Raw genomic sequence first — 19434 nt, 5'->3', positions numbered from 1 at the left:
CGCAGCAAAGATCTAATTTCTTGATTAATGTGTTGCGAAGGTTGCCTGTCTTTTCTCAAGCTGCCTTCTCAGGTCTTCAACGGTATTGGCCATGGACTTTTCAAAATCATCAGAACTGGATTTGGCAAAGATTCTTGGACCCGGTGCACTAAGCTCGATCTCGCATACTTTGCCTTCTCCGGATTTATCGTTCTCTGTTTTAAAAAGCACGTTGGCCTTGATCAACCAACTGTATTTTGTTTCCAAACCTTCCAGTTTTTTCATCAACAACTGTGTCAATGATTCACTGGTCATCATTTTCTGATATTGAACATGTACTTCCATGATAATTGTTTTAATATATACTAAAGCTAATACTACATAATTTGATATTAAATGACTATTGTCAGTTTAAGATCCAATCATTATCCCAAGGAAAATGGTTGTCCCGTACTTTGCAGCACGGAAAACCAAAACTCACCTTCCAGATTTATCTTTTTCCTTTTCTTGGTGACTTCGGAAATGGGCACGTAGACATATTTGTTGTTCACCTTGCTGGCCACAAACTTGGTCTTGCCCGCCATTGCCCCGTGCACGGCGTGATAGGCCAATCTGCTACAGTAAACACTATCGCTGGAGTTGGCCGGTGCACATCGCACAATATAACTGGGGTCGATATATTTTATGGTCACCGGGGTTTCCTTGCCTTTAAAGTAGGCTGCTATTTTTTCCTTTAGGAAAACACCTATATCCTCATGTTTAATGTTCCCCGAAGCATCCTTGATTTCCTGTCTATGCTCGAACAATTGCTGTCCTGCCCCTTCGGCAACCACGATCACAGCGTGTTTTTTCTGCAGTAAACGTTGTTCCAAAATTTTGAGAAATCCGTTCTCCCCTTCCAAACCAAAGTTCATTTCGGGGACCAGAACAAAGTTTACTACAGGCATGGCCAAAGCAGCCGAAGCTGCTATAAAACCACTATCGCGCCCCATCAATTTAATGATGGAAATGCCATTGTACGCCCCAGTGGCCTCGTTGTGCGCGTCCCTCAAAATAGGGCTGGCGACATCAAAAGCGGTTTCAAATCCAAAGGATTCATCAATAAGGTCAATGTCGTTGTCTATGGTCTTTGGAATGCCCACCACACTGATCTCGGCATTTCTTCTTGAGATTTCCTCCCCAAGGGCATTCACTCCTTTCAAGGTTCCGTCACCCCCAATGGCAAACAACATATCCACATGGTTTTCTTGAAGGGTATCGACCATAACTCCCACATCTTGGGCACCTCTTGATGACCCCAAAAAAGTTCCCCCAAATTGATGGATGTCCCTCACCTTTTCAGGAGTAAGCTCGACAAAACCATGTCCCTTGGCAGGATTGAGCCCTTCATACCCATAGGGTATGCCTATGATTCTTTTTACTCCGTAGAAGTAATGCAGGGCCATCACCACACCACGAATCACATTGTTGATTCCCGGACATAATCCCCCGCAGGTAACAATGGCTGCCGTGGTCTTGTTGGATTCAAAAAAAATATGCTGCCGAGGACCTGCCTGCTCCATGCATATTGGGGTTGTCCCCGTATTGAGACAATGGTTATATTGCTCAAGGGATAAATCAAAGACCAATCTATCCGTTTCACTTACAAAGTTGAACAGATGATCACCTTTGGTTGTGCTCAGTTTTAATGGGGATTCGTATTGGGATGCTCCCAACCGCTCTATTTCAAATTGATTTGTATCGCTCACTATGTTTTATGTTACAGGTGTTCGGTCAATGCATGATGCGAATCGATCAATGGTCCACCGTTAAGAATTTCTTCGGAGGCTTGGCTCGCAAACTTGTCAAAGTTAATATGAAATGAATGAGCCAATTGGATTGCCTTGCTCACATAGGCCCCTTTTTGCAACCAAGTGTTCATCGGGTCCAAGATTTCGGAAGGTACCCCCGGACAATACTTGGGCATGTGCAACCCAAAAATCGGATGTGTTTCATAATCCACATCATCCAATTTGCCTTCGAGAATGGCAGAGATCATGCCTCGGGTATATTTCAGTTTGATCCTGGAACCTACCCCGTAAGGACCACCACTCCATCCTGTATTGAGCAACCAAACATTCACTCCTGCCTCCGTCATTTTGCTGCTCAGCATCTCCGCATAAACCGTTGGATGCAAAGGCATAAAGGGTTCCCCAAAACACGCTGAAAACGAAGGCACGGGCTCATTGATACCTGCCTCGGTTCCAGCAACTTTGGCGGTATAGCCAGAAATAAAATGGTACGCCGCCTGACCGGGTGTCAATTTTGAAACCGGTGGCAATACCCCAAAGGCATCACAGGTCAGGAAGAATATATTTTTTGGGTTTGATGCATAGGATGGCACCTGGATGTTATCAATATGGTCGATGGGATAACTCACCCTTGTATTTTGGGTGATGGTACTATCGAAGTAATCCACTTCCTTGGTTCCCTTTTTAAACACTATGTTCTCCAATAGGGCCCCAGGTCGGATGGCCCTAAAAATATCGGGCTCCTTTTCTTCGGTCAGATCGATTACTTTGGCATAGCATCCACCTTCAAAATTGAAAATGATATTTTCCTTGGCCCAACCGTGCTCGTCATCCCCGATGAGTTTTCGGTCCGGATCTGCTGAGAGTGTGGTCTTTCCTGTTCCCGATAGTCCAAAGAAAATGGCAGTATCGCCATCCTCCCCTACATTGGCGGAGCAGTGCATGGGAAGTACTTCTTTTTCCACAGGAAGAATAAGGTTAAGGGCTGAGAATATACCTTTTTTCATTTCACCGGTATAGGCAGAACCTGCCACTAAGGCAATCTTCTTGGTAAAATTCAAAATGGAGAAGTTACCACTCAAGATACCAAAATCGGAAGGGTTTGGAGCCTCATACCCAGGCGCGCACAATACCAACCATTCTTCTTCAAAGTTATCCAACTCATTTTCCTCCAATCGCAAGAACATATTCTTGATGAAATAGTTGGACCAAGGATACTCGGTTATGGTCCTTACATTCATCCGATATTTTGGATCCGCACACACAAAGGCATCCCTTACGTATACCTCCTTGCCCCCTAAATACTTGGCGACCTCGTTATAAAGCTTATCAAAGTTTTCTGGTGAAACGGGCTTGTTTATCCTTCCCCACCAGACCTTGTCCGCGGTATAATCATCCTTTACCAAAAAACGGTCTTTGGGAGAGCGTCCCGTGAATTTTCCCGTATTCACGCAAAGTGTACCGTTTTCGGTCTCGACGCCCATACCCTTTTCCAAGGTTATCTTCTGTAAGGTTTCAGCGTCCAGGTTCCAATGGGCCGTCACATTGTGCAATCCATACTTGCCTAGGTCTTTGGTTGTATCCATGTTTTTTTGTTTTTCAGTGGTTAAGAAACTCCATAGCATGGAGTCAAACATTAAATCGATATAAAGAAAGAGGAGGGCCCTTGCCCCCTCTTACTTAACATAATCAATGAACTTGTTGTCTTCTACCGATATACCCAACGGATTTATAACAATCCCCAAATTGATCCGCAGTGGCAGCATACTTTCTCCATCGGGTCAATCCAAGGCCAGTACCGGAACTTCCGAGTGAAGGGTCAACAATTTTGTCAAACGTCCTTCGGATGGAGTGCTTCTCATGGTATGGTTTCTTGGCAATATGGTCAATAGGTCAATATTCTTTTCTTTGATGTAGTCCAAAATACCTTCTTCCACATCTTGGTTTTTATTGAAGGTATGCTCGGCATAAAAATGCTCCAAGTAGTACTCCAAGAGGTTCTCCGTATTCTCTTCAACAGCCTCTTCGGCATAAACGGATTCCTTGTAAATGGTCAGTACATGTACCCGAGAGTCAAAGGTCCTTGCTATGTCCAAAAGGGTTTTCAACACATCTTTGTCATCAATTTTTTCACCTCCCAAGACCAATGCTATATCCTTGGGTTCCTTTATGCTGCATCCATATGGAACGGAAATAACCGGACAATTGGCCTGAAGAACCAATTTTGAAGTATTTGTAATGGCCTCATCCGTAATCTTATCGCCCATCGTACCCATCATGATCAAATCGGCATTGCTTTTCTCTTGGGCGGACAGAATGGTTTTGATAACATCACCTGTCTCTGTGGCAAAACTTGGTGTCACTTTCAACCTTACGCTGATGGATTCCAACACCTTACCAAAATCCTTGATTAGCTTTTCCTCATCGCTGGGATCAATGGGCATACTGCTCACATAAAGGGCAAAAATTTCTATGGAACGTTCCGTACCGACAAAGTTGGTCACGTACTCCAACGCATTCAAGGAAGCCTCCGAAAAATCAAAGGGAACCAATATTTTTTTTAAACTGCTCATACCTATTTATTTAATTATTCCATAACTCCTATTTCAAAAATAGAGTCGACCCACGACCTAAAATATGACAGGAGTCAGGTTTTGAACTTTTGCATGATATTAGCAAATATTCTTCCTTTTTAAAAGCAAGGCGGGTTATTTTTTTGTCCCCATATTGGTTATATTTAAAAACTTCAAAAAATTGTAGCCCCAATTATGGATATAGTAATAGGAATCGACATAGGTGGTACCCAAACCAAAATGGGACTTGTGGACCAAAATGGTGAATGCCATGACAAGATTATTTTCAGAACCAAGGATTATCCGGATTTGGACAAGTATTTGGACAAGATCAAGGAAACTTCGGAGGAACTCATCAAGAACTTTGGGAAGCCCGTCAATGTTTTAGGATGTGGTATCGGCGCGCCCAATGCATCCAGTAAAAATGGTACCATTGAAAATGCAAGTAACCTCGCCTGGAAAGGAAGCGTGCCCTTAGTCGAAAAGCTCAAACAGCGAATGGATATGCCCATCCGGATAATGAACGATGCCAGTGCGGCCGCCTTGGGCGAAATGCTCTTTGGCTGTGCGAAGAACATGACGGATTTTATCGTGATAACCCTGGGTACAGGATTTGGTGCCGGCATTGTGGCCAATGGACGGTTGATCGACGGTTTTGATGGCTTTGCTGGAGAACTGGGCCATGTTGATATGACCATGGGTGATGGAAGGCTCACAGGACTTGGGGTTCGTGGTGGTCTGGAAGCCTACGTATCCGCAACGGGACTTAAACGGACCATTATGTACATGCAGAGCAAATACCTCTCCGAAAGTAGGTTTCGTAGTATTGCGTACAACGACCTACATGGAGAGGACATCACCAAGGCAGCGGAAGAAGGGGATGAAATTGCCTTGATGGCCTTTGACTATACCGCTAGGATCATGGCACAGGCCCTTGCCAACTTTACGGCCTTTACCCAACCCGAGGCTTTTATCCTTATGGGCGGACTCACCAATAGTGGTAAATGGATCATGGATCCCTTGAAGGAATACTTTGAAAAGTTCCTATTGCAAGTCTACAAGGGAAAAGTGAAATTGATCCTTTCCGGTATGGAAGGAAAAACGGCCGCTATCTGTGGCGCAGCAGCCTTGATTTGGGAAAATCACAAAAATCAACCTAATTGATTAAAATATCCGCATTTTAAATACCTGATTATTATCATGTTTTTTGATTTCAGGCCTAGCTACCTTTAACCTAGTTAAATAGTAAAAGTCATGAAACCAAAAAAGAACCCAAATGCCGAAATAGGACGCAATAGTAGTCTTTATTTCATGTTAGGCCTTACTTCGGTATTGTTTGTAACATGGCAATCCTTAGAAGTAAAGGTCTATGAAAAGGAATCCAAAGCTTCAGAAATTGTGCAGGTAATGGACGAGCTTAAGGAAGATGTTCCTATCACAGAAATGATAAGAACCACCCCACCTCCACCCCCACCATCCGCACCGGATGTGATTGAGATTGTGGAAGACGTGGAAGAAGTGGAAGAAACCGTGATCGAGAGTACCGAGAGTAGTCAGGACACCTACATTGAAGATGCCATTGTAAAAGTGGACGATGTTGATGTAGAGGAAGTGGAAGAGGAAATCGTGGTACCCTTTGCCATTATCGAGTACGTGCCCGTTTTCCCTGGATGCGAGATTTACCAAACCCAAGAAGAACGTAAGGAATGCTTCAACCAAAAGGTGCAAGAGCATATCAAGGAAAACTTTACATACCCTCCCTCTGCCTTGGAAATGCAGATTACAGGTAGAGTTTATGTACAATTCGTGATCGATGCCCAAGGAAGGGTGACCGGTATACAGAAAAGAGGTCCCGATAGGTTGTTGGAAGATGAGGCCGCCCGAATCATATCTTCCCTACCTAAAGTGAAACCTGGGCAACAACGCGGTAAAGCCGTAAGTGTAAAATACAGCATACCGATTAACTTCATCATGAAGCAGTAAGGGTTGACTGGCAGATGAAGCGGAAAAGGTCCAAATATAATTTGGACCTTTTTTATGCTTTGAACCAACCTGTTTCTTTATAGTCTTGGGATTTTGAAGCTCGTTCCCTGTTCTTTGCAACGAGGTGGGTCTCATCAAACTTTCGGGCCCTGTATCCCAACAAGTGGAAAAATGATTTGGCAAAAAAACGCGCTACCCTTTGGTCAACGACTAAAGTATCCTTTACCTTGGACTTCCATTTCACCCCGGGCAATCTAACCAACAAATGATCCACTTTGAACCTTCTCAATTCTTTGGATATCCATAAAAGAACTTTGGGAATAGGTCGAATAAAATAAAATCCTTCATTGCCCTGCTCTTGGTAAAGGGGCATGAAGATTTGTCGCCGTTTCCTTGTTTTCAACTCTTCCCCATGCACCAAGGCAATACTTTTCCCTTTGGGAATCTCCTGAAAATTCACAAATCCGGGGAGCATTTTAAAATCACTTTGTGGGCTAATAAGGTGTTGGTGATAGATTTCGTAAAACCTATGGGGCACTCCATCAATAGCTGAAATAGCCCCTTTCAATTTCTTTTTCTCCTTTTCCGAAATGGCTACGGTTTCGGTGAGGGCCAAAGAATATCGGATAAAATCGATACAGTTTTGGATGGCCTTGCCATCATTGTGCTGCCCACTTTCAAAACCTAGGGACACATAACCCAGTTCGTTGATGTAACTGAGGAGCGCCCCTTCCAAATATTCCTCGATTCCCAAAATAATGGGCAAAGGATAGTGAGACGCATACTTCCTGTTCAACAGACTGTCGTTCATGACCATAAACGGGGTAGTGTCACTGGAAGTGGTATGAAGGTCCAAAAAATAAAAAGGGGGCTTTCCATTTTCCAAAATATCCCGGAGCAGATTGTAAAGGTGCTTCAATTCATCTTCTTCCGCATGCTGAACCTGCCTCTCATCCATAATGGTGCTTATCCGCTCCGGAAACCAAATCCTGTTCAGGTCTTCCTGCTGGTATCGCATACTTCGCTCCAAGGCCCCCAGATTCCCTGTAATGGCATATACCTCTCCATGAATGGGAATATGTTTGGACCGTATTTCTTTAAAAACATGCCGAAGGGCGAACACTCCCGCGGGTTCATTTCCGTGGATGCCTCCAAAAAAGACCACGGTAGGCCCTCTCGATTTGCCCTGTAAATGGTCGAGAACGCGATCTACCTCCATGGTTTCATCCAGTGCTATACTATGAACTTTTGACATACTTACAGATCTACTTTGCTGATGATGCCTACTATGTGGTTTTCCACACACACCGGAAGACATCCTATTTGATGGTCCTTCATCAATTTTTTAGCGGTTTCTATTTCTGTTTTGGGCTGTACAGTGATGACCTCCTTGATCATAATGTCCGATACTTTGGCTTCATGCTTATCCAGTTTTTCCAATTTTTCGATATGGCTCCATGTGAGCAAACCTACTAATTCCCCTTTGCCATTTTCCACGGGAAGGTGGTGAATGTTGTTCCACTGCATGATGGCCACGGCCAGATTGGCATAATCGTCCTCGTAGAGTTTCATGAGTTTGGTGCTCATGATCTGGCTTACCCAATGAAATGTTTCTTTGGTCTGGGCCATCCCTTCGATGGGCTTCCATTCATGCACGGGGAGTCGGGTCTCCTGATTCTTGTGCATCGCCTTGGTCAATTGTACGATGGCGCTGTCCAATTTCATTTGGTTCCGAAGGCCTCTGAAATTCTTGATCTGCCATTCAGCTCCCGTACCATTTCTGATCCTTGCCTCGATTACCCCCAGCAGTCTACTGATATCCTTTTCATCGATATCGAACTTTCTTAAACCAGCATAGGCAATCGGTAAAAGTTCCTCCTTGGCCAGTTTTTTTGCCGTTACGGCTCTGCCTAGCCACGAGAACATGGCCTGCCTTCCGTTCATGGCCGCCCTCAAAAAATTAAGTTTGGCCTCCCTAAAATCCATAATGGACGGCATATCATCAAACTGTTGGGGCCTTCCGGCCATCAGCCCCACCCAAAAGGCAAAATTGGCCATCTCATCAATAACGGTCGGGCCAGAGGGTATGTACCGATTCTCGATCCTCAAGTGTGGCTTTCCATTTCCAACACCATAGCAGGGACGGTTCCAGCGGTATATGGTACTATTGAAGAGATGTAACGCCTCCAACTTGGGCACTCTACCCTCTTTTAAAAGTTCCGTGGAATAGGGTTCAATGGGTTTGGTAAGCAATATGCGGTGTGTGGATATGTCCTGCTTGAAAATTTCGGCTGCGGAATCCTTTTGCCAATGTTCACCAAAGCCCACGCGGGCCACTTGTTCTTTTACCGCTTTGGTCCATTTTCGGGTATCCAGACTTTGTTGGAACAGGGCAATACGGGTCTCTCGCCAAAGTTCTCTTCCTAAAAGCAGGGGTGAATTACAACAGACCCCTAGCACGGGACCCGAAATGGCCTGTGCCCAATTGTAACTTTTAATGAAATCTTCCGGGGCAATCTGCAAATGCAACTGAAAACTGGTATTACAGGCCTCAAAAAGAACCGAATCATGGTGAAGCGACAATTCATCCACCCCCTTGATCCGCACGGAAAAATCGTCCCCTCTCCAAGCCTTCAAAATATCATTGATTCGATAATATCGCGGTATAGGGGTCATAAAATCCATCCCCAGTTCATCCTTGCTTATGGTGGGAAGAATGCCCGTCAACAATATTTTGGCACCCACAGCGGAGGCCTTTGCATTGGCTTTGTTCAATAGTCCTTCCAACTGTTGTTGTACAAAATGGAAGCATTTCTTTTCCAGGACAACGGGGTCAAGATTGGCCTCCAGATTATAGCTGGCCAATTCGGTGGTAAAATGGGGATCGTTCAACGCCTCTATGACCTCCAAAGATCTTGGAGCAGGACGGTAGTCTTGGTTGATCAGGCACATTTCCTGCTCGGCACCGATTCGGACCACATCATTTTCTATGAGTCCTTCTTGGATCATAAGTTCCAAGGCCTTGATATCGTCAATCAAATGCCGTACAAAGGCTTTGCGCTCCTTCTCATCAAACTGGCTTGCAACTATATGTTCTCCCATGGGAATAGCATTTGGACTTCTTTTGCAATTCTATAAATTTACAATCTCCCATATCCTGAAAATATGATAGTTGTCAGCCAACTAGCCCAATAAGTGGCCCGTTTTGGCCTGACACTGACATTTGTCATATTTTGAAAGAACTCCCCAAGGTAATTTTGGACTATAATGTAAAGGTATGCACCAATGTGTGAATTAGTTCAAAAATACAATGTGCCTGGTCCTCGGTACACCAGCTACCCCACGGTTCCTTATTGGGACCTGGACAGTTTTTCCGGAAAAAAATGGCAATCCTCTGTTTTGAGGGCCTTTGAGGAAAATCCTAGTGAAGGAATCAGCATCTATATACACCTCCCCTTTTGTGAAAGTATGTGCACCTTTTGTGGGTGCCATAAACGCATCACCAAAAGACACGAGGTGGAAGTTCCCTATATAAAGGCCGTTTTAAAGGAATGGCAATTGTATGTGGACCTTATGGAGTCCAAGCCCGTGATCAAGGAATTGCATTTGGGGGGCGGCACTCCCACATTTTTCTCTCCCGAGCATTTAAAAATGTTAGTCGAGGGCATTCTTCAATTGGGCAAAAAGGCCAATGACATTGAGTTTAGTTTTGAAGGACACCCCAACAATACTACCAAAGCCCATTTGCAGGCTTTGTACGAAGTCGGTTTCAGAAGGGTCTGTTTTGGCGTTCAGGATTACAACCTAACGGTACAACGGGCCATCAACAGGATTCAACCCTTCGAGAATGTGAAGAACGTAACGGAATGGGCCAGACAGATTGGGTATACCTCTGTCGGCCATGACATCATTTACGGATTACCTTTTCAAAATTGTGATGATGTAGAGCAAACCATCATCAAGACCAATGCACTAAAACCCGATCGTATTGCGTTTTATAGTTATGCCCACGTGCCCTGGTTAAAAGGAAACGGACAAAGGGGTTACAACGAATCGGACCTTCCTTCCTCTGTGGAGAAAAAGGCCCAGTATGAAATGGGCAAGAGAATGCTCACCGAATTTGGTTATAAGGATGTGGGCATGGACCATTTTGCATTGCCCACAGATGACCTCTACAAGGCATTGGTGAACGGCACCCTACACCGAAACTTTATGGGCTATACCCCTTCCAAGACCCGGTTGATGATCGGCCTTGGGGTATCCAGCATCAGTGATAGCTGGTATGGGTTTGCCCAAAACGTGAAGAATGTGGAAGAGTACGAAGATTTGGTGGCGCATGGAGTTATTCCTATTTTTAGGGGACATATTTTGAGTTCCGAGGATCAGGTCCTGAGAAAGCATATCCTCAACATCATGTGCCAATTCAACACCACATGGAGCGAGGAGGAAGAGCAAGTGGCCGATTTTCAAAAAATTCGAGACAATCTATCCGAATTGCAAACCGATGGGTTGGTCGAAATTGAGGACAGCACAATCAGGGTGACCGAAAAAGGCAGGCCTTTTGTGAGGAACATCAGTATGGCATTTGATTTAAAATTGCATAGAAAAAAACCAGATACCCGAATATTTTCCATGACCGTTTAACCTAAAAAACAAAAAAGATGAAAAGTATAATTGTACCCGTTGATTTTTCAAATCAATCCGAAAAGGCACTAAAAGTTGCCGCCTCACTGGCTAAAGAGCATGGGGCCGAACTATTGGTGTTGCACATGCTGGAGCTTTCGCCCGCCATTATGGGTGAATCGGGCTATATTTCCCAAGAACAGGTGGTACATCTTATCAAAATCGGAGAAAAAAGATTCACCGACTTTTTGAACAAACCCTATTTGAAGGACATCAAGGTAACCCCGGTGATCAAACACTACAAAGTCTTCAGCGAAGTGAACGAAATTGCCGAAAAACACAAAGCAGACCTCATTGTAATGGGATCTCATGGCGCCGATGGCCTTCAGGAAATCTTTATCGGTTCCAATACCGAAAGGGTGGTAAGGACTTCCGATGTCCCTGTTTTGGTCATCAAAGGCGACGTTGAGGATTTTCAACCCAGGACCTTTGTATTTGCGAGCGATTTTGAGGAAGAAAGCCTTCCTGCCTTAAAAAAGGCCAAAGAAATGTCGGACTTGCTCAAGTCAAAATTCCATTTGGTCTACATCAACACCCCAGGGGATGAATTTTTGAGTACTGGCGATGCCTATGACAAAATTTCCAAATTTTTGGATGCAGCCGGCATGGGATTGCAAGTAGAAATTTACAATGACTACACCGTTGAAAAGGGAGTACTCAACTATTGTGACAAGGTTTCCGCCGATCTTATCGGAATCCCTACCCACGGTAGAAGAGGCCTTTCGCATTTCTTCATGGGCAGCATTGGAGAGGACATAGCAAACCATTCCGAAGCTCCCGTGATCACGTTTAAAATCTAATGGATTGCATTTTTGATTGGTTTCATGTAATTCAAGAAAGGGGACAATTTTTTGGAATTGTCCCCTTTTTTTATGCTTTTGGTTGATGTTTAACCGTTGAACCTTTCGAAAGCTGCTTTCTCCAATGCTTCCCTATGGTTAGGATGTGCTATGGATGTAAGGGCCTTGGCCCGTTGTTGTAGGCTCTTGCCATACAAGTCCACCACCCCATATTCTGTAGCTACATAATGCACGTGGGCCCGTGTGGTTGTCACCCCGGCACCTTGTTGCAGAAACGGTGCAATCTTGGAAACTCCTTTATTGGTGATGGAAGGCATGGCGATAATGGGCTTGCCACCTTTGGAAAGCGATGCCCCCCGTATAAAGTCCATTTGGCCCCCAACACCGGAGAATTGTTTAAACCCTATCGTATCAGCGCAAACCTGACCGGTAAGGTCAATTTCGATGGCACTGTTGATGGCCGTAACCTTTGGATTTTTTCGGATAACCGCCGTATCATTCGTGTAGGCAGCCTCCTTGAAATCGCAAAGGGGATTGTCATCAATAAAATCATAAAGTTTCCGAGATCCTACGGCAAAACAGCTTACGATCTTGCCCTGTTTTACCTTTTTCTCTTCCCCTGTGATGACCCCCTGTTCAATGAGCGGCAGGATACCATCGGAGAACATTTCGGTATGGATACCCAATCTTTTATGATTTTCCAAGTTGGAAAGTACCGCATTGGGAATATTACCGATTCCCATTTGAAGGGTAGCGCCATCCTCAATCAAAGAGGCCACGTGGTACCCGATCTGTCTTTCCACTTCGGAAATTTCCGTGGGTTCATGCTCATGGATAGGATGATCCACCTCAACGGCATAGTTGATATGGCTGATATGGATGATACCATCGCCATGCGTCCTTGGCACTTTCGGGTTGATTTGTGCCACGACCGTCTTAGCCATTTCAATGGCAGGAAGGGTAACATCCACGGACACGCCCAAGGAGCAATATCCGTGCTTATCCGGTGGTGAAACCTGGATAAATGCCACATCCAAAGGAATGATGTTCCTACGGAACAACAAATGGATCTCGCTCAAAAAAATAGGAACATAATCCCCGCGAAATTGGTTTACGAACTTGCGCACATTTCCCCCAACAAATAGACTGTTGAGACGAAAACTGGTGTTACAGGGCGCTTGCGTATATCTGGCCTCTCCTTCGGTGTGGATGGATACAATTTCAATATCGTCGATTTCCGTGTGTCTGTCACAAAGAGCATCTATAATAACATTCGGGGTCATGGCCGCCCCTTGAAAAAATACTCTGTCTCCTGATTTTACTACACGTACCGCTTCTTCAGCTGTTGTTATTTTCACTTTGGATATATAGATTTTAGGGTTGATGGCATTCTATGGTCGCTGTTACAGAACCTGTGGACATTGGTTTTGGGGACACATAGGGAATCCCAAGACCAAGTCCCCGTACAATAAACAAAATACCAATGAGCACCACAAATACGGGAATCAATTTTTGGATCTTAAATTTGATGGAATTGCTAAACATTCCTTTGGAATAGACCACTAAGGACATCAATGGGACCGTTCCCAATCCGAACAGAACCATATAAAGACCTCCCTGTAATGGCCCTCCCAATGCAATGGCTCCCAAGAGGGCCATGTACACGAGCCCACAGGGCAAAAAGCCATTTAGAAAACCGATGGTCAAAAAGGCATCGGGGGTCTTTTTCTTAAGTTCACCCCCAAGTTTGGATTTCACTTTTCCCAATATGGAATAAATGGGAGTCAAAATTTTATGGCCGTTCAAATATTTACTGGGGATGAGGACCAACAAAATCATGAGCACTCCTATGCCTATGGACAGTTTTTGCTGCATCCCGAAAAGGGACAGCCCCTTACCAAGGAACCCGAACAGTATTCCGATAATGCCGTAGGCCAACAATCTTCCCGCGTGGTAAATTGAAAGCTGAACTGTTTTCTTTGCCACGTTTTCATGGTCCAGGGGCAGCATAAAAGCAATAGGGCCGCACATGCCCAAGCAGTGCAAGCTTCCCAATAATCCCAATACCAACGCGGAGGTCAACATAATCAATAGGTCAGTTTCTCTTTATGTAAAAAGGGCTTACCTTCGTATTGCCAGTTTATGGTAATGTCCCAGCGACCGTCTACCAAGCGATTGTCAGGTATGAGCAAATGTGTATTGGACAAACTTATAGGAAAGTTGGAATCCAAGTGCTTGTTAGACGGTCTATATAGGGACACTGTTCCTGTTATCTTTTTGGGGTCGAAGCGCTCCGGAAAGGAAATCAACAAACCTTCATCCGTTTTTTCAACCTTTAGGTTGGCGTTCATTTCGGTAGCCGATTCCGAGGCATCTATCTGTTTTTGATAGGATAGTTCCTCCTTGTAATATTCCTCCGTCACCAAATCGTGATTGGCCCTATCATCGGTGCTCATCCTGATTACAAAAAATAGGATGAAGCCTATAAAGCCGATAAATGCCAACACGATGCCTGTTCCCCAATTTATTTTCATTTCATTATTTTTTAATTGTAACTCCGTGGTGCCAAAAACTGGGTCACCGTGGTTTCAATAAGTTTATCACCACTGTACACTCCTATTTTCAACTTGTCCTTGTCCCCAGTTAATGCCGATGCATTGATCTCAATAAACAACGTTCCTTCTGACAGTTGCTCTGCAGGAACGGTAAACTTGTCCTGGGACACCATCTTGATCTCTCCACTATGCGACATCAACTTGAAAGATACATCCGGAATGTCCTTGGTGGTCTTGTTCACCAATTTGTAGGTGTACACATTACTGATGATATTGTTGTCCTTTCTTTCATACAACTGACCCGGCAACCTCAACACGTTGGCCTCCACCTCGTTCCTAAGGAAAAGCATCCCGATCAATATGCCTACCAATACAACAAGTACAGCGGTATACCCCTTCATACGAGCGGTAAACTTGAACTTGTCCTTTTTGGTAATCTCATCCTCACTCGCGTAGCGAATAAGTCCCCTTGGTTTGTTGATGCTGTCCATGATATGGTCGCACTCATCGATACAGGCCGTACAGTTCACACATTCCAATTGTGTTCCATTCCTAATATCGATACCCGTTGGGCACACATGTACGCACTGGAAACAATCGATACAATCTCCATAGCCTAAAGCCTCACGGTCTTCATTCTTTCTAAACTTCTTTCGGCCGTTTTCTGCCTCGCCCCGTTTATGGTCGTAGGCCACTACTATGGATTTGTTGTCCAAAAGCACCCCTTGCAATCTACCATAAGGGCAGGCTATGATACAAACCTGCTCCCTAAACCACGCAAAGATGAAGTAGAACACCCCGGTAAAAATCAATAAAGGAACCATAGTACCAAGGTGCGCCATGGGACCGTCGGTGATGTAAGCGAGTAATTTATCGCTACCGATCAAATAGGCCAAAAATACGTTTGCAATGAAAAAGGAAATGATGAAAAATATAATCCATTTCAGCACTCTTTTCCTGATCTTTTCGCCATTCCATGGGGCTTTGGCCAATCGCATTTGGGCACCGCGATCGCCATCAATCCAATATTCGATACGGCGAAAGACCATTTCCAAAAAGATGGTCTGGGGACACATCCATCCGCAAAATATACGGCCGTAGGCCACTGTGAACAGTGCAATAAAAATAACCCCGATGATCATGGAAATCACCACCAAGTGGAAATCTTGGGGCCAGAATGGAAATCCAAAGATATTGAAGCGGCGCTCCAATACATTGAACATCAAAAACTGATGGCCCTTGATCTTGATAAAGGGAGCTGTTATCAAAAAAATCAGTAAGAAGTAACTAACGTACTTCCGGTAATCATAATACCGTCCACTGGGTTTTTTTGGAAAAATCCACGCCCTTTTACCTTCTTCTGTGATTGTGCCTATGGAATCCCTAAAGTTCTCTTCCATTGCATTTTTTGGTTTATAAAAATAAATTGTAGGCCATGTCCTCTGTGGACTAGTTCATGGCCACTGTTGTTGAATCTGAAACCTGTTCCGTTGGTGGTGTTTCAGACTCGGTTCCCTCAGGCTGTTGTGGTGCATCTGGGTCAACCCAAATATCCCCTTGTGGTTCCTTTGGATTGGCAGGTGTGGTACCTCCCAGTGTTAGCACATAACTGGCCACTTGGGCTATTTCGGCTGGTTTAATGCTTTGTTTCCAGGCAATCATACCCTTACCGTCACGACCCCCTTCGGAAATGGTGTGGAAGACATTTTTGATGCCGCCTCCCAAAATCCAATATTCATCGGTAAGGTTAGGACCAATACCCCCGCCACCATCGGCCATATGGCATGCCGCACAATTGCTTTGGAATATTTTTTCACCGGCACTCAAATCCGATTCATCCGAAAGGAACTCCACCGTATTGACATCCACAAGGTCCTTGGCCGTTTTCTTATACTCTTCAATGGCTTGCTGGGCTGCGGCCACTTCTTGTTCATATTCCAGTTTTTGGTCATAGTCCCCAATAATATGGAAACGCACCAAATAGACCACGGCAAAGATGATCGTGCCATAAAAAAGGTATACCCACCACGGAGGGAGGACGTTGTCCAACTCCCGGATTCCATCGTAGTTGTGATCGAGGATGATCTCTCCTTCACGTTCTATGGAACGGCTACGGGTAAGACGGCTCATGGCATTCTTGGCCCACGTCCACTCGTATTTTTTGTTCTTGGCAGCAAGGTATTTTTCCTTTCCTTCTTCGGAAAGGGTCTGGAACATGATGTTCTCAATGGAACTCAGAATCAGTTCAATGGCAATCAAGATCATCAAGACCAAAAGCATAAAAAACTGCGTAATGGGGTATTCGATGATTGCTGGTTTTTCACCAGAGTCTATAAAGTATTCCATCAATCCGAAGATCAAAAAGAATAATACGGGTACGCGTATCCACCAGGGTGTTCTTGTGCTCATAGTCTTATAGTTTGTTTTGTTGATCGTTGTCGTCCAAAGGCAGCTCTTCCATCTCCTTGATGTGTTCCTTGGTGGCGGTCAGTACCCACCAGCCCAATAGAACAAAAAATACAAAGAAGATTAGCAGGGAAATCATGGGATAGTTTGCTACCCCGTCAATGGTTTCCATATGGTTCTTTACAAATTTCAACATGGTTATTTGTTTTGAGATAGTGTTTCTTCAGTATTCTTGATCTTGATATCCGTACCCAATCGTTGTAGATAAGCAATAAGGGATACGATTTCACGATCGCGCATTTCCACAAAATCCTGACCGTTCTCCGCAGCGAATTTTTTATCCGCTTCGTAGGTTTTTACAAACTCGGGGTCGGAGTACAGGTTTTTCTCGATCTGTTCCGCTTGTGCCGCCATGTTTTCAGGCGCATTGGCTATATCCTCCTCTGTGTAGGGAACACCCAATTTTACCATGGTTTCCATCTTGGCCTGAACGCCACTGCGATCGTGCCTATCCCTTACCAACCACTTATAGGATGGCATAATGGATCCGGCAGAAGTACTTTGTGGGTCGTACATGTGGTTCAAGTGCCAGTTATCGGAATACTTACCACCTACCCTTAACAAATCGGGTCCGGTACGTTTACTTCCCCACAGGAATGGGTGGTCGTAAACAAACTCGCCTGCTTTGGCATATTCACCGTAACGTTCCACTTCACTACGGAAAGGTCTGATCATTTGGGAGTGACATCCCACACATCCTTCCCTGATATACAAGTCACGTCCTTCCAGTTCCAATGGCGTATAAGGTTTTACACTGGAAATGGTCGGTATGTTCGATTTCACCAAAATGGTCGGAATGATCTGTACAATACCGCCGATCAATATGGCGATGGTAGCCAAAATGGTCAACTGAACCGGTTTTCTTTCCAACCAGTTGTGGAAGGTCTCACCGGCCACACGTCTTTTGGATACCCTTGTCAACGCAGGTGCTTCGGCCAATTCGTCCTCTACCCTGCTACCTGCCCTGATGGTCATGACCACATTATACAGCAGTACAAACATTCCAAGGATATAAAGGCTACCCCCAATGGCCCTCATCCAGTACATCGGGATAATCTGGGACACGGTTTCCAAGAAGTTTCCGTATACCAAGGTGCCATCTGGGTTAAAATCTTTCCACATCAAGGCTTGGGTAAACCCAGCCACGTACATAGGCAATGTATAGAGGACAATACCCAAGGTGCCTATCCAGAAGTGGAAGTTGGCCAATCCTTTGGAGTGAAGGTCGGTCTTGAACATTCTTGGCACCAACCAATAGATCATACCAAAGGTCAAGAAACCATTCCAAGCTAGTGCCCCCACGTGAACGTGGGCAATGATCCAGTCACTGAAGTGGGCAATGGCATTCACATTTTTAAGGGAAAGCATTGGTCCTTCAAAGGTTGCCATACCATAACCGGTGATGGCCACAACCATAAATTTCAAGGTGGCATCACTACGTACTTTGTCCCAAACACCCCTCAGTGTCAATAGACCGTTGATCATACCACCCCAAGAAGGAGCGATCAACATCACGGAGAACACCACACCGAGGTTCTGGGCCCAATCAGGCAAAGCTGAATACAACAAGTGGTGCGGACCTGCCCAGATATAGATGAAAATCAAGGACCAGAAGTGCACAATGGACAACCTATAGGAGTAAATGGGCCTATTGGCCGCTTTGGGCACGTAATAGTACATCAGTCCCAAAAAGGGCGTGGTCAAGAAAAACGCCACCGCGTTATGCCCGTACCACCATTGCACCAAGGCATCCTGTACCCCAGCATAAACCGAATAACTTTTCAAGGCCGATACAGGCAACTCCAAACTGTTGAAAATATGGAGTACCGCTACGGTAACAAAGGTTGCCAGATAGAACCAAATGGCCACATATAGGTGTCTTTGCCTCCTTTTTAAGATGGTTCCGATCATGTTCCAGCCGAAAACCACCCAGACTACGGCTATGGCCAAGTCAATGGGCCATTCCAATTCTGCATATTCCTTGGAGGTCGTGTAACCCAAGGGCAGAGTAAGGGCCGCAGCCACAATAATCAACTGCCAGCCCCAAAAATTGATATTGCTCAGCACATCACTGAACATTCGGGCCTTGAGCAGACGTTGTAGGGAGTAATAGACCCCTGCAAAAATGGCGTTACCCACAAATGCGAAGATCACCGCATTGGTGTGCAATGGACGCAAACGTCCAAAACTCAACCACGGAATACCCTCTGTAACATTGGGGAATAAAAACATGAAGGCCAACAAAAGACCTACCGACATACCCACTACGCCCCAAAGAATTGTGGCGTATAAGAACTTTTGCACGATTTTGTTATCGTAGCGGAACTGTTGTATTTCCATATTTATTGGTTTGTACTATTCTTGTTTGATTTTTGATTATTCTGGTCTGATTTATCCTTGTCCTTGACAATCTCGTCTTCAAAAAGCATGCGAACGGAAGGTGTGTACGTATCATCGTACTGTCCGCTTTTTACCGACAGGACAAAGGCCGCAAAAAAAGCTACGGCCACAGTGACGCTAATGGCCAACAACACATAAATAACACTCATACCTACCTTAATTTGAGGGTAAAACTACTGTTATGCTCTACTGCAAAAAATGACAT

At 44.8% G+C, this 19434-nt stretch carries 18 protein-coding genes; 4 read left to right on the top strand and 14 right to left on the bottom strand.

Features of this window, described 5'->3' with window-relative positions:
* Nucleotides 1-24: 24 nt before the first annotated feature.
* From D2U88_RS01370 to D2U88_RS01355, 4 genes are all read right to left on the bottom strand, one after another.
* Complete coding sequence (locus D2U88_RS01370) at nt 25-324, bottom strand: HPF/RaiA family ribosome-associated protein (protein WP_119638508.1); 300 nt, start codon at nt 322-324, stop codon at nt 25-27.
* Nucleotides 325-404: 80 nt separating this feature from the next.
* Nucleotides 405-1727 carry an ATP-dependent 6-phosphofructokinase gene (locus D2U88_RS01365; RefSeq protein WP_119638507.1) on the bottom strand — a complete coding sequence of 441 codons (1323 nt, stop codon included), beginning with the start codon at nt 1725-1727 and terminating at the stop codon, nt 405-407.
* Nucleotides 1728-1738: 11 nt separating this feature from the next.
* On the bottom strand, nt 1739-3355 hold the full coding sequence (pckA, locus tag D2U88_RS01360) for a phosphoenolpyruvate carboxykinase (ATP) (protein WP_119638766.1): 1617 nt from the start codon (nt 3353-3355) through the stop codon (nt 1739-1741).
* Nucleotides 3356-3550: 195 nt separating this feature from the next.
* Entirely contained in the window at nt 3551-4342 is a 792-nt protein-coding gene (locus tag D2U88_RS01355) for a universal stress protein (RefSeq protein WP_119638506.1), read from the bottom strand.
* A gap of 195 nt (nt 4343-4537) precedes the next feature.
* Between D2U88_RS01355 and D2U88_RS01350 the strand changes: the two genes are divergently transcribed.
* Both D2U88_RS01350 and D2U88_RS01345 read left to right on the top strand, forming a co-directional pair.
* Nucleotides 4538-5506, top strand: coding sequence for an ROK family protein (locus tag D2U88_RS01350; RefSeq protein WP_119638505.1), 969 nt, complete (start codon nt 4538-4540; stop codon nt 5504-5506).
* A gap of 90 nt (nt 5507-5596) precedes the next feature.
* Nucleotides 5597-6325, top strand: coding sequence for an energy transducer TonB (locus D2U88_RS01345; RefSeq protein WP_119638504.1), 729 nt, complete (start codon nt 5597-5599; stop codon nt 6323-6325).
* A gap of 52 nt (nt 6326-6377) precedes the next feature.
* Here the strand turns inward: D2U88_RS01345 and D2U88_RS01340 are convergent, their stop codons facing one another.
* Together D2U88_RS01340 and D2U88_RS01335 are read right to left on the bottom strand one after the other, a co-directional pair.
* The gene (locus tag D2U88_RS01340) at nt 6378-7580 is read right to left on the bottom strand and encodes a succinylglutamate desuccinylase/aspartoacylase family protein (protein ID WP_182859078.1); all 1203 of its coding nucleotides are present in this window, start codon (nt 7578-7580) and stop codon (nt 6378-6380) included.
* 2 nt (nt 7581-7582) lie between these two features.
* Entirely contained in the window at nt 7583-9427 is a 1845-nt protein-coding gene (locus D2U88_RS01335) for a CBS domain-containing protein (protein WP_119638502.1), read from the bottom strand.
* Nucleotides 9428-9610: 183 nt separating this feature from the next.
* Between D2U88_RS01335 and hemN the strand changes: the two genes are divergently transcribed.
* Nucleotides 9611-10969 (top strand): oxygen-independent coproporphyrinogen III oxidase, encoded by a 1359-nt coding sequence (gene hemN / locus D2U88_RS01330; protein ID WP_119638501.1) that lies wholly within the window; start codon nt 9611-9613, stop codon nt 10967-10969.
* Nucleotides 10970-10986: 17 nt separating this feature from the next.
* On the top strand, nt 10987-11808 hold the full coding sequence (locus D2U88_RS01325) for a universal stress protein (protein ID WP_119638500.1): 822 nt from the start codon (nt 10987-10989) through the stop codon (nt 11806-11808).
* A gap of 89 nt (nt 11809-11897) precedes the next feature.
* On the opposite strand, the gene D2U88_RS01320 is transcribed toward D2U88_RS01325, so the two are convergent.
* Genes D2U88_RS01320 through ccoS form a run of 8 tightly spaced genes read right to left on the bottom strand, consistent with a single transcriptional unit; the run spans nt 11898 to nt 19378 of the window.
* The gene (locus tag D2U88_RS01320; RefSeq protein WP_119638499.1) at nt 11898-13166 is read right to left on the bottom strand and encodes an acetyl-CoA hydrolase/transferase family protein; all 1269 of its coding nucleotides are present in this window, start codon (nt 13164-13166) and stop codon (nt 11898-11900) included.
* A gap of 16 nt (nt 13167-13182) precedes the next feature.
* Entirely contained in the window at nt 13183-13893 is a 711-nt protein-coding gene (locus D2U88_RS01315) for a sulfite exporter TauE/SafE family protein (RefSeq protein WP_119638498.1), read from the bottom strand.
* 2 nt (nt 13894-13895) lie between these two features.
* On the bottom strand, nt 13896-14342 hold the full coding sequence (locus tag D2U88_RS01310) for a FixH family protein (protein WP_119638497.1): 447 nt from the start codon (nt 14340-14342) through the stop codon (nt 13896-13898).
* An 11-nt stretch (nt 14343-14353) separates the two neighbouring features.
* Nucleotides 14354-15763 carry a cytochrome c oxidase accessory protein CcoG gene (gene ccoG, locus D2U88_RS01305; RefSeq protein ID WP_119638496.1) on the bottom strand — a complete coding sequence of 470 codons (1410 nt, stop codon included), beginning with the start codon at nt 15761-15763 and terminating at the stop codon, nt 14354-14356.
* Nucleotides 15764-15812: 49 nt separating this feature from the next.
* The gene (locus D2U88_RS01300) at nt 15813-16772 is read right to left on the bottom strand and encodes a cbb3-type cytochrome c oxidase N-terminal domain-containing protein (RefSeq protein ID WP_119638495.1); all 960 of its coding nucleotides are present in this window, start codon (nt 16770-16772) and stop codon (nt 15813-15815) included.
* A 4-nt stretch (nt 16773-16776) separates the two neighbouring features.
* Complete coding sequence (locus D2U88_RS01295) at nt 16777-16965, bottom strand: CcoQ/FixQ family Cbb3-type cytochrome c oxidase assembly chaperone (protein WP_119638494.1); 189 nt, start codon at nt 16963-16965, stop codon at nt 16777-16779.
* A 2-nt stretch (nt 16966-16967) separates the two neighbouring features.
* Nucleotides 16968-19169, bottom strand: a complete 2202-nt coding sequence (gene ccoN, locus D2U88_RS01290; RefSeq protein ID WP_119638493.1) for a cytochrome-c oxidase, cbb3-type subunit I — start codon at nt 19167-19169, stop codon at nt 16968-16970.
* 2 nt (nt 19170-19171) lie between these two features.
* On the bottom strand, nt 19172-19378 hold the full coding sequence (gene ccoS, locus D2U88_RS01285; RefSeq protein ID WP_119638492.1) for a cbb3-type cytochrome oxidase assembly protein CcoS: 207 nt from the start codon (nt 19376-19378) through the stop codon (nt 19172-19174).
* Nucleotides 19379-19434: the final 56 nt, after the last annotated feature.

It is taken from the genome of Flagellimonas aequoris, assembly GCF_003584165.1.
Classification (GTDB): Bacteria; Bacteroidota; Bacteroidia; order Flavobacteriales; family Flavobacteriaceae; genus Flagellimonas; species Flagellimonas aequoris.
The sequence above is the reverse complement of the archived record's forward strand: the minus strand, read 5'-3'. Positions and strand labels throughout refer to the sequence as shown.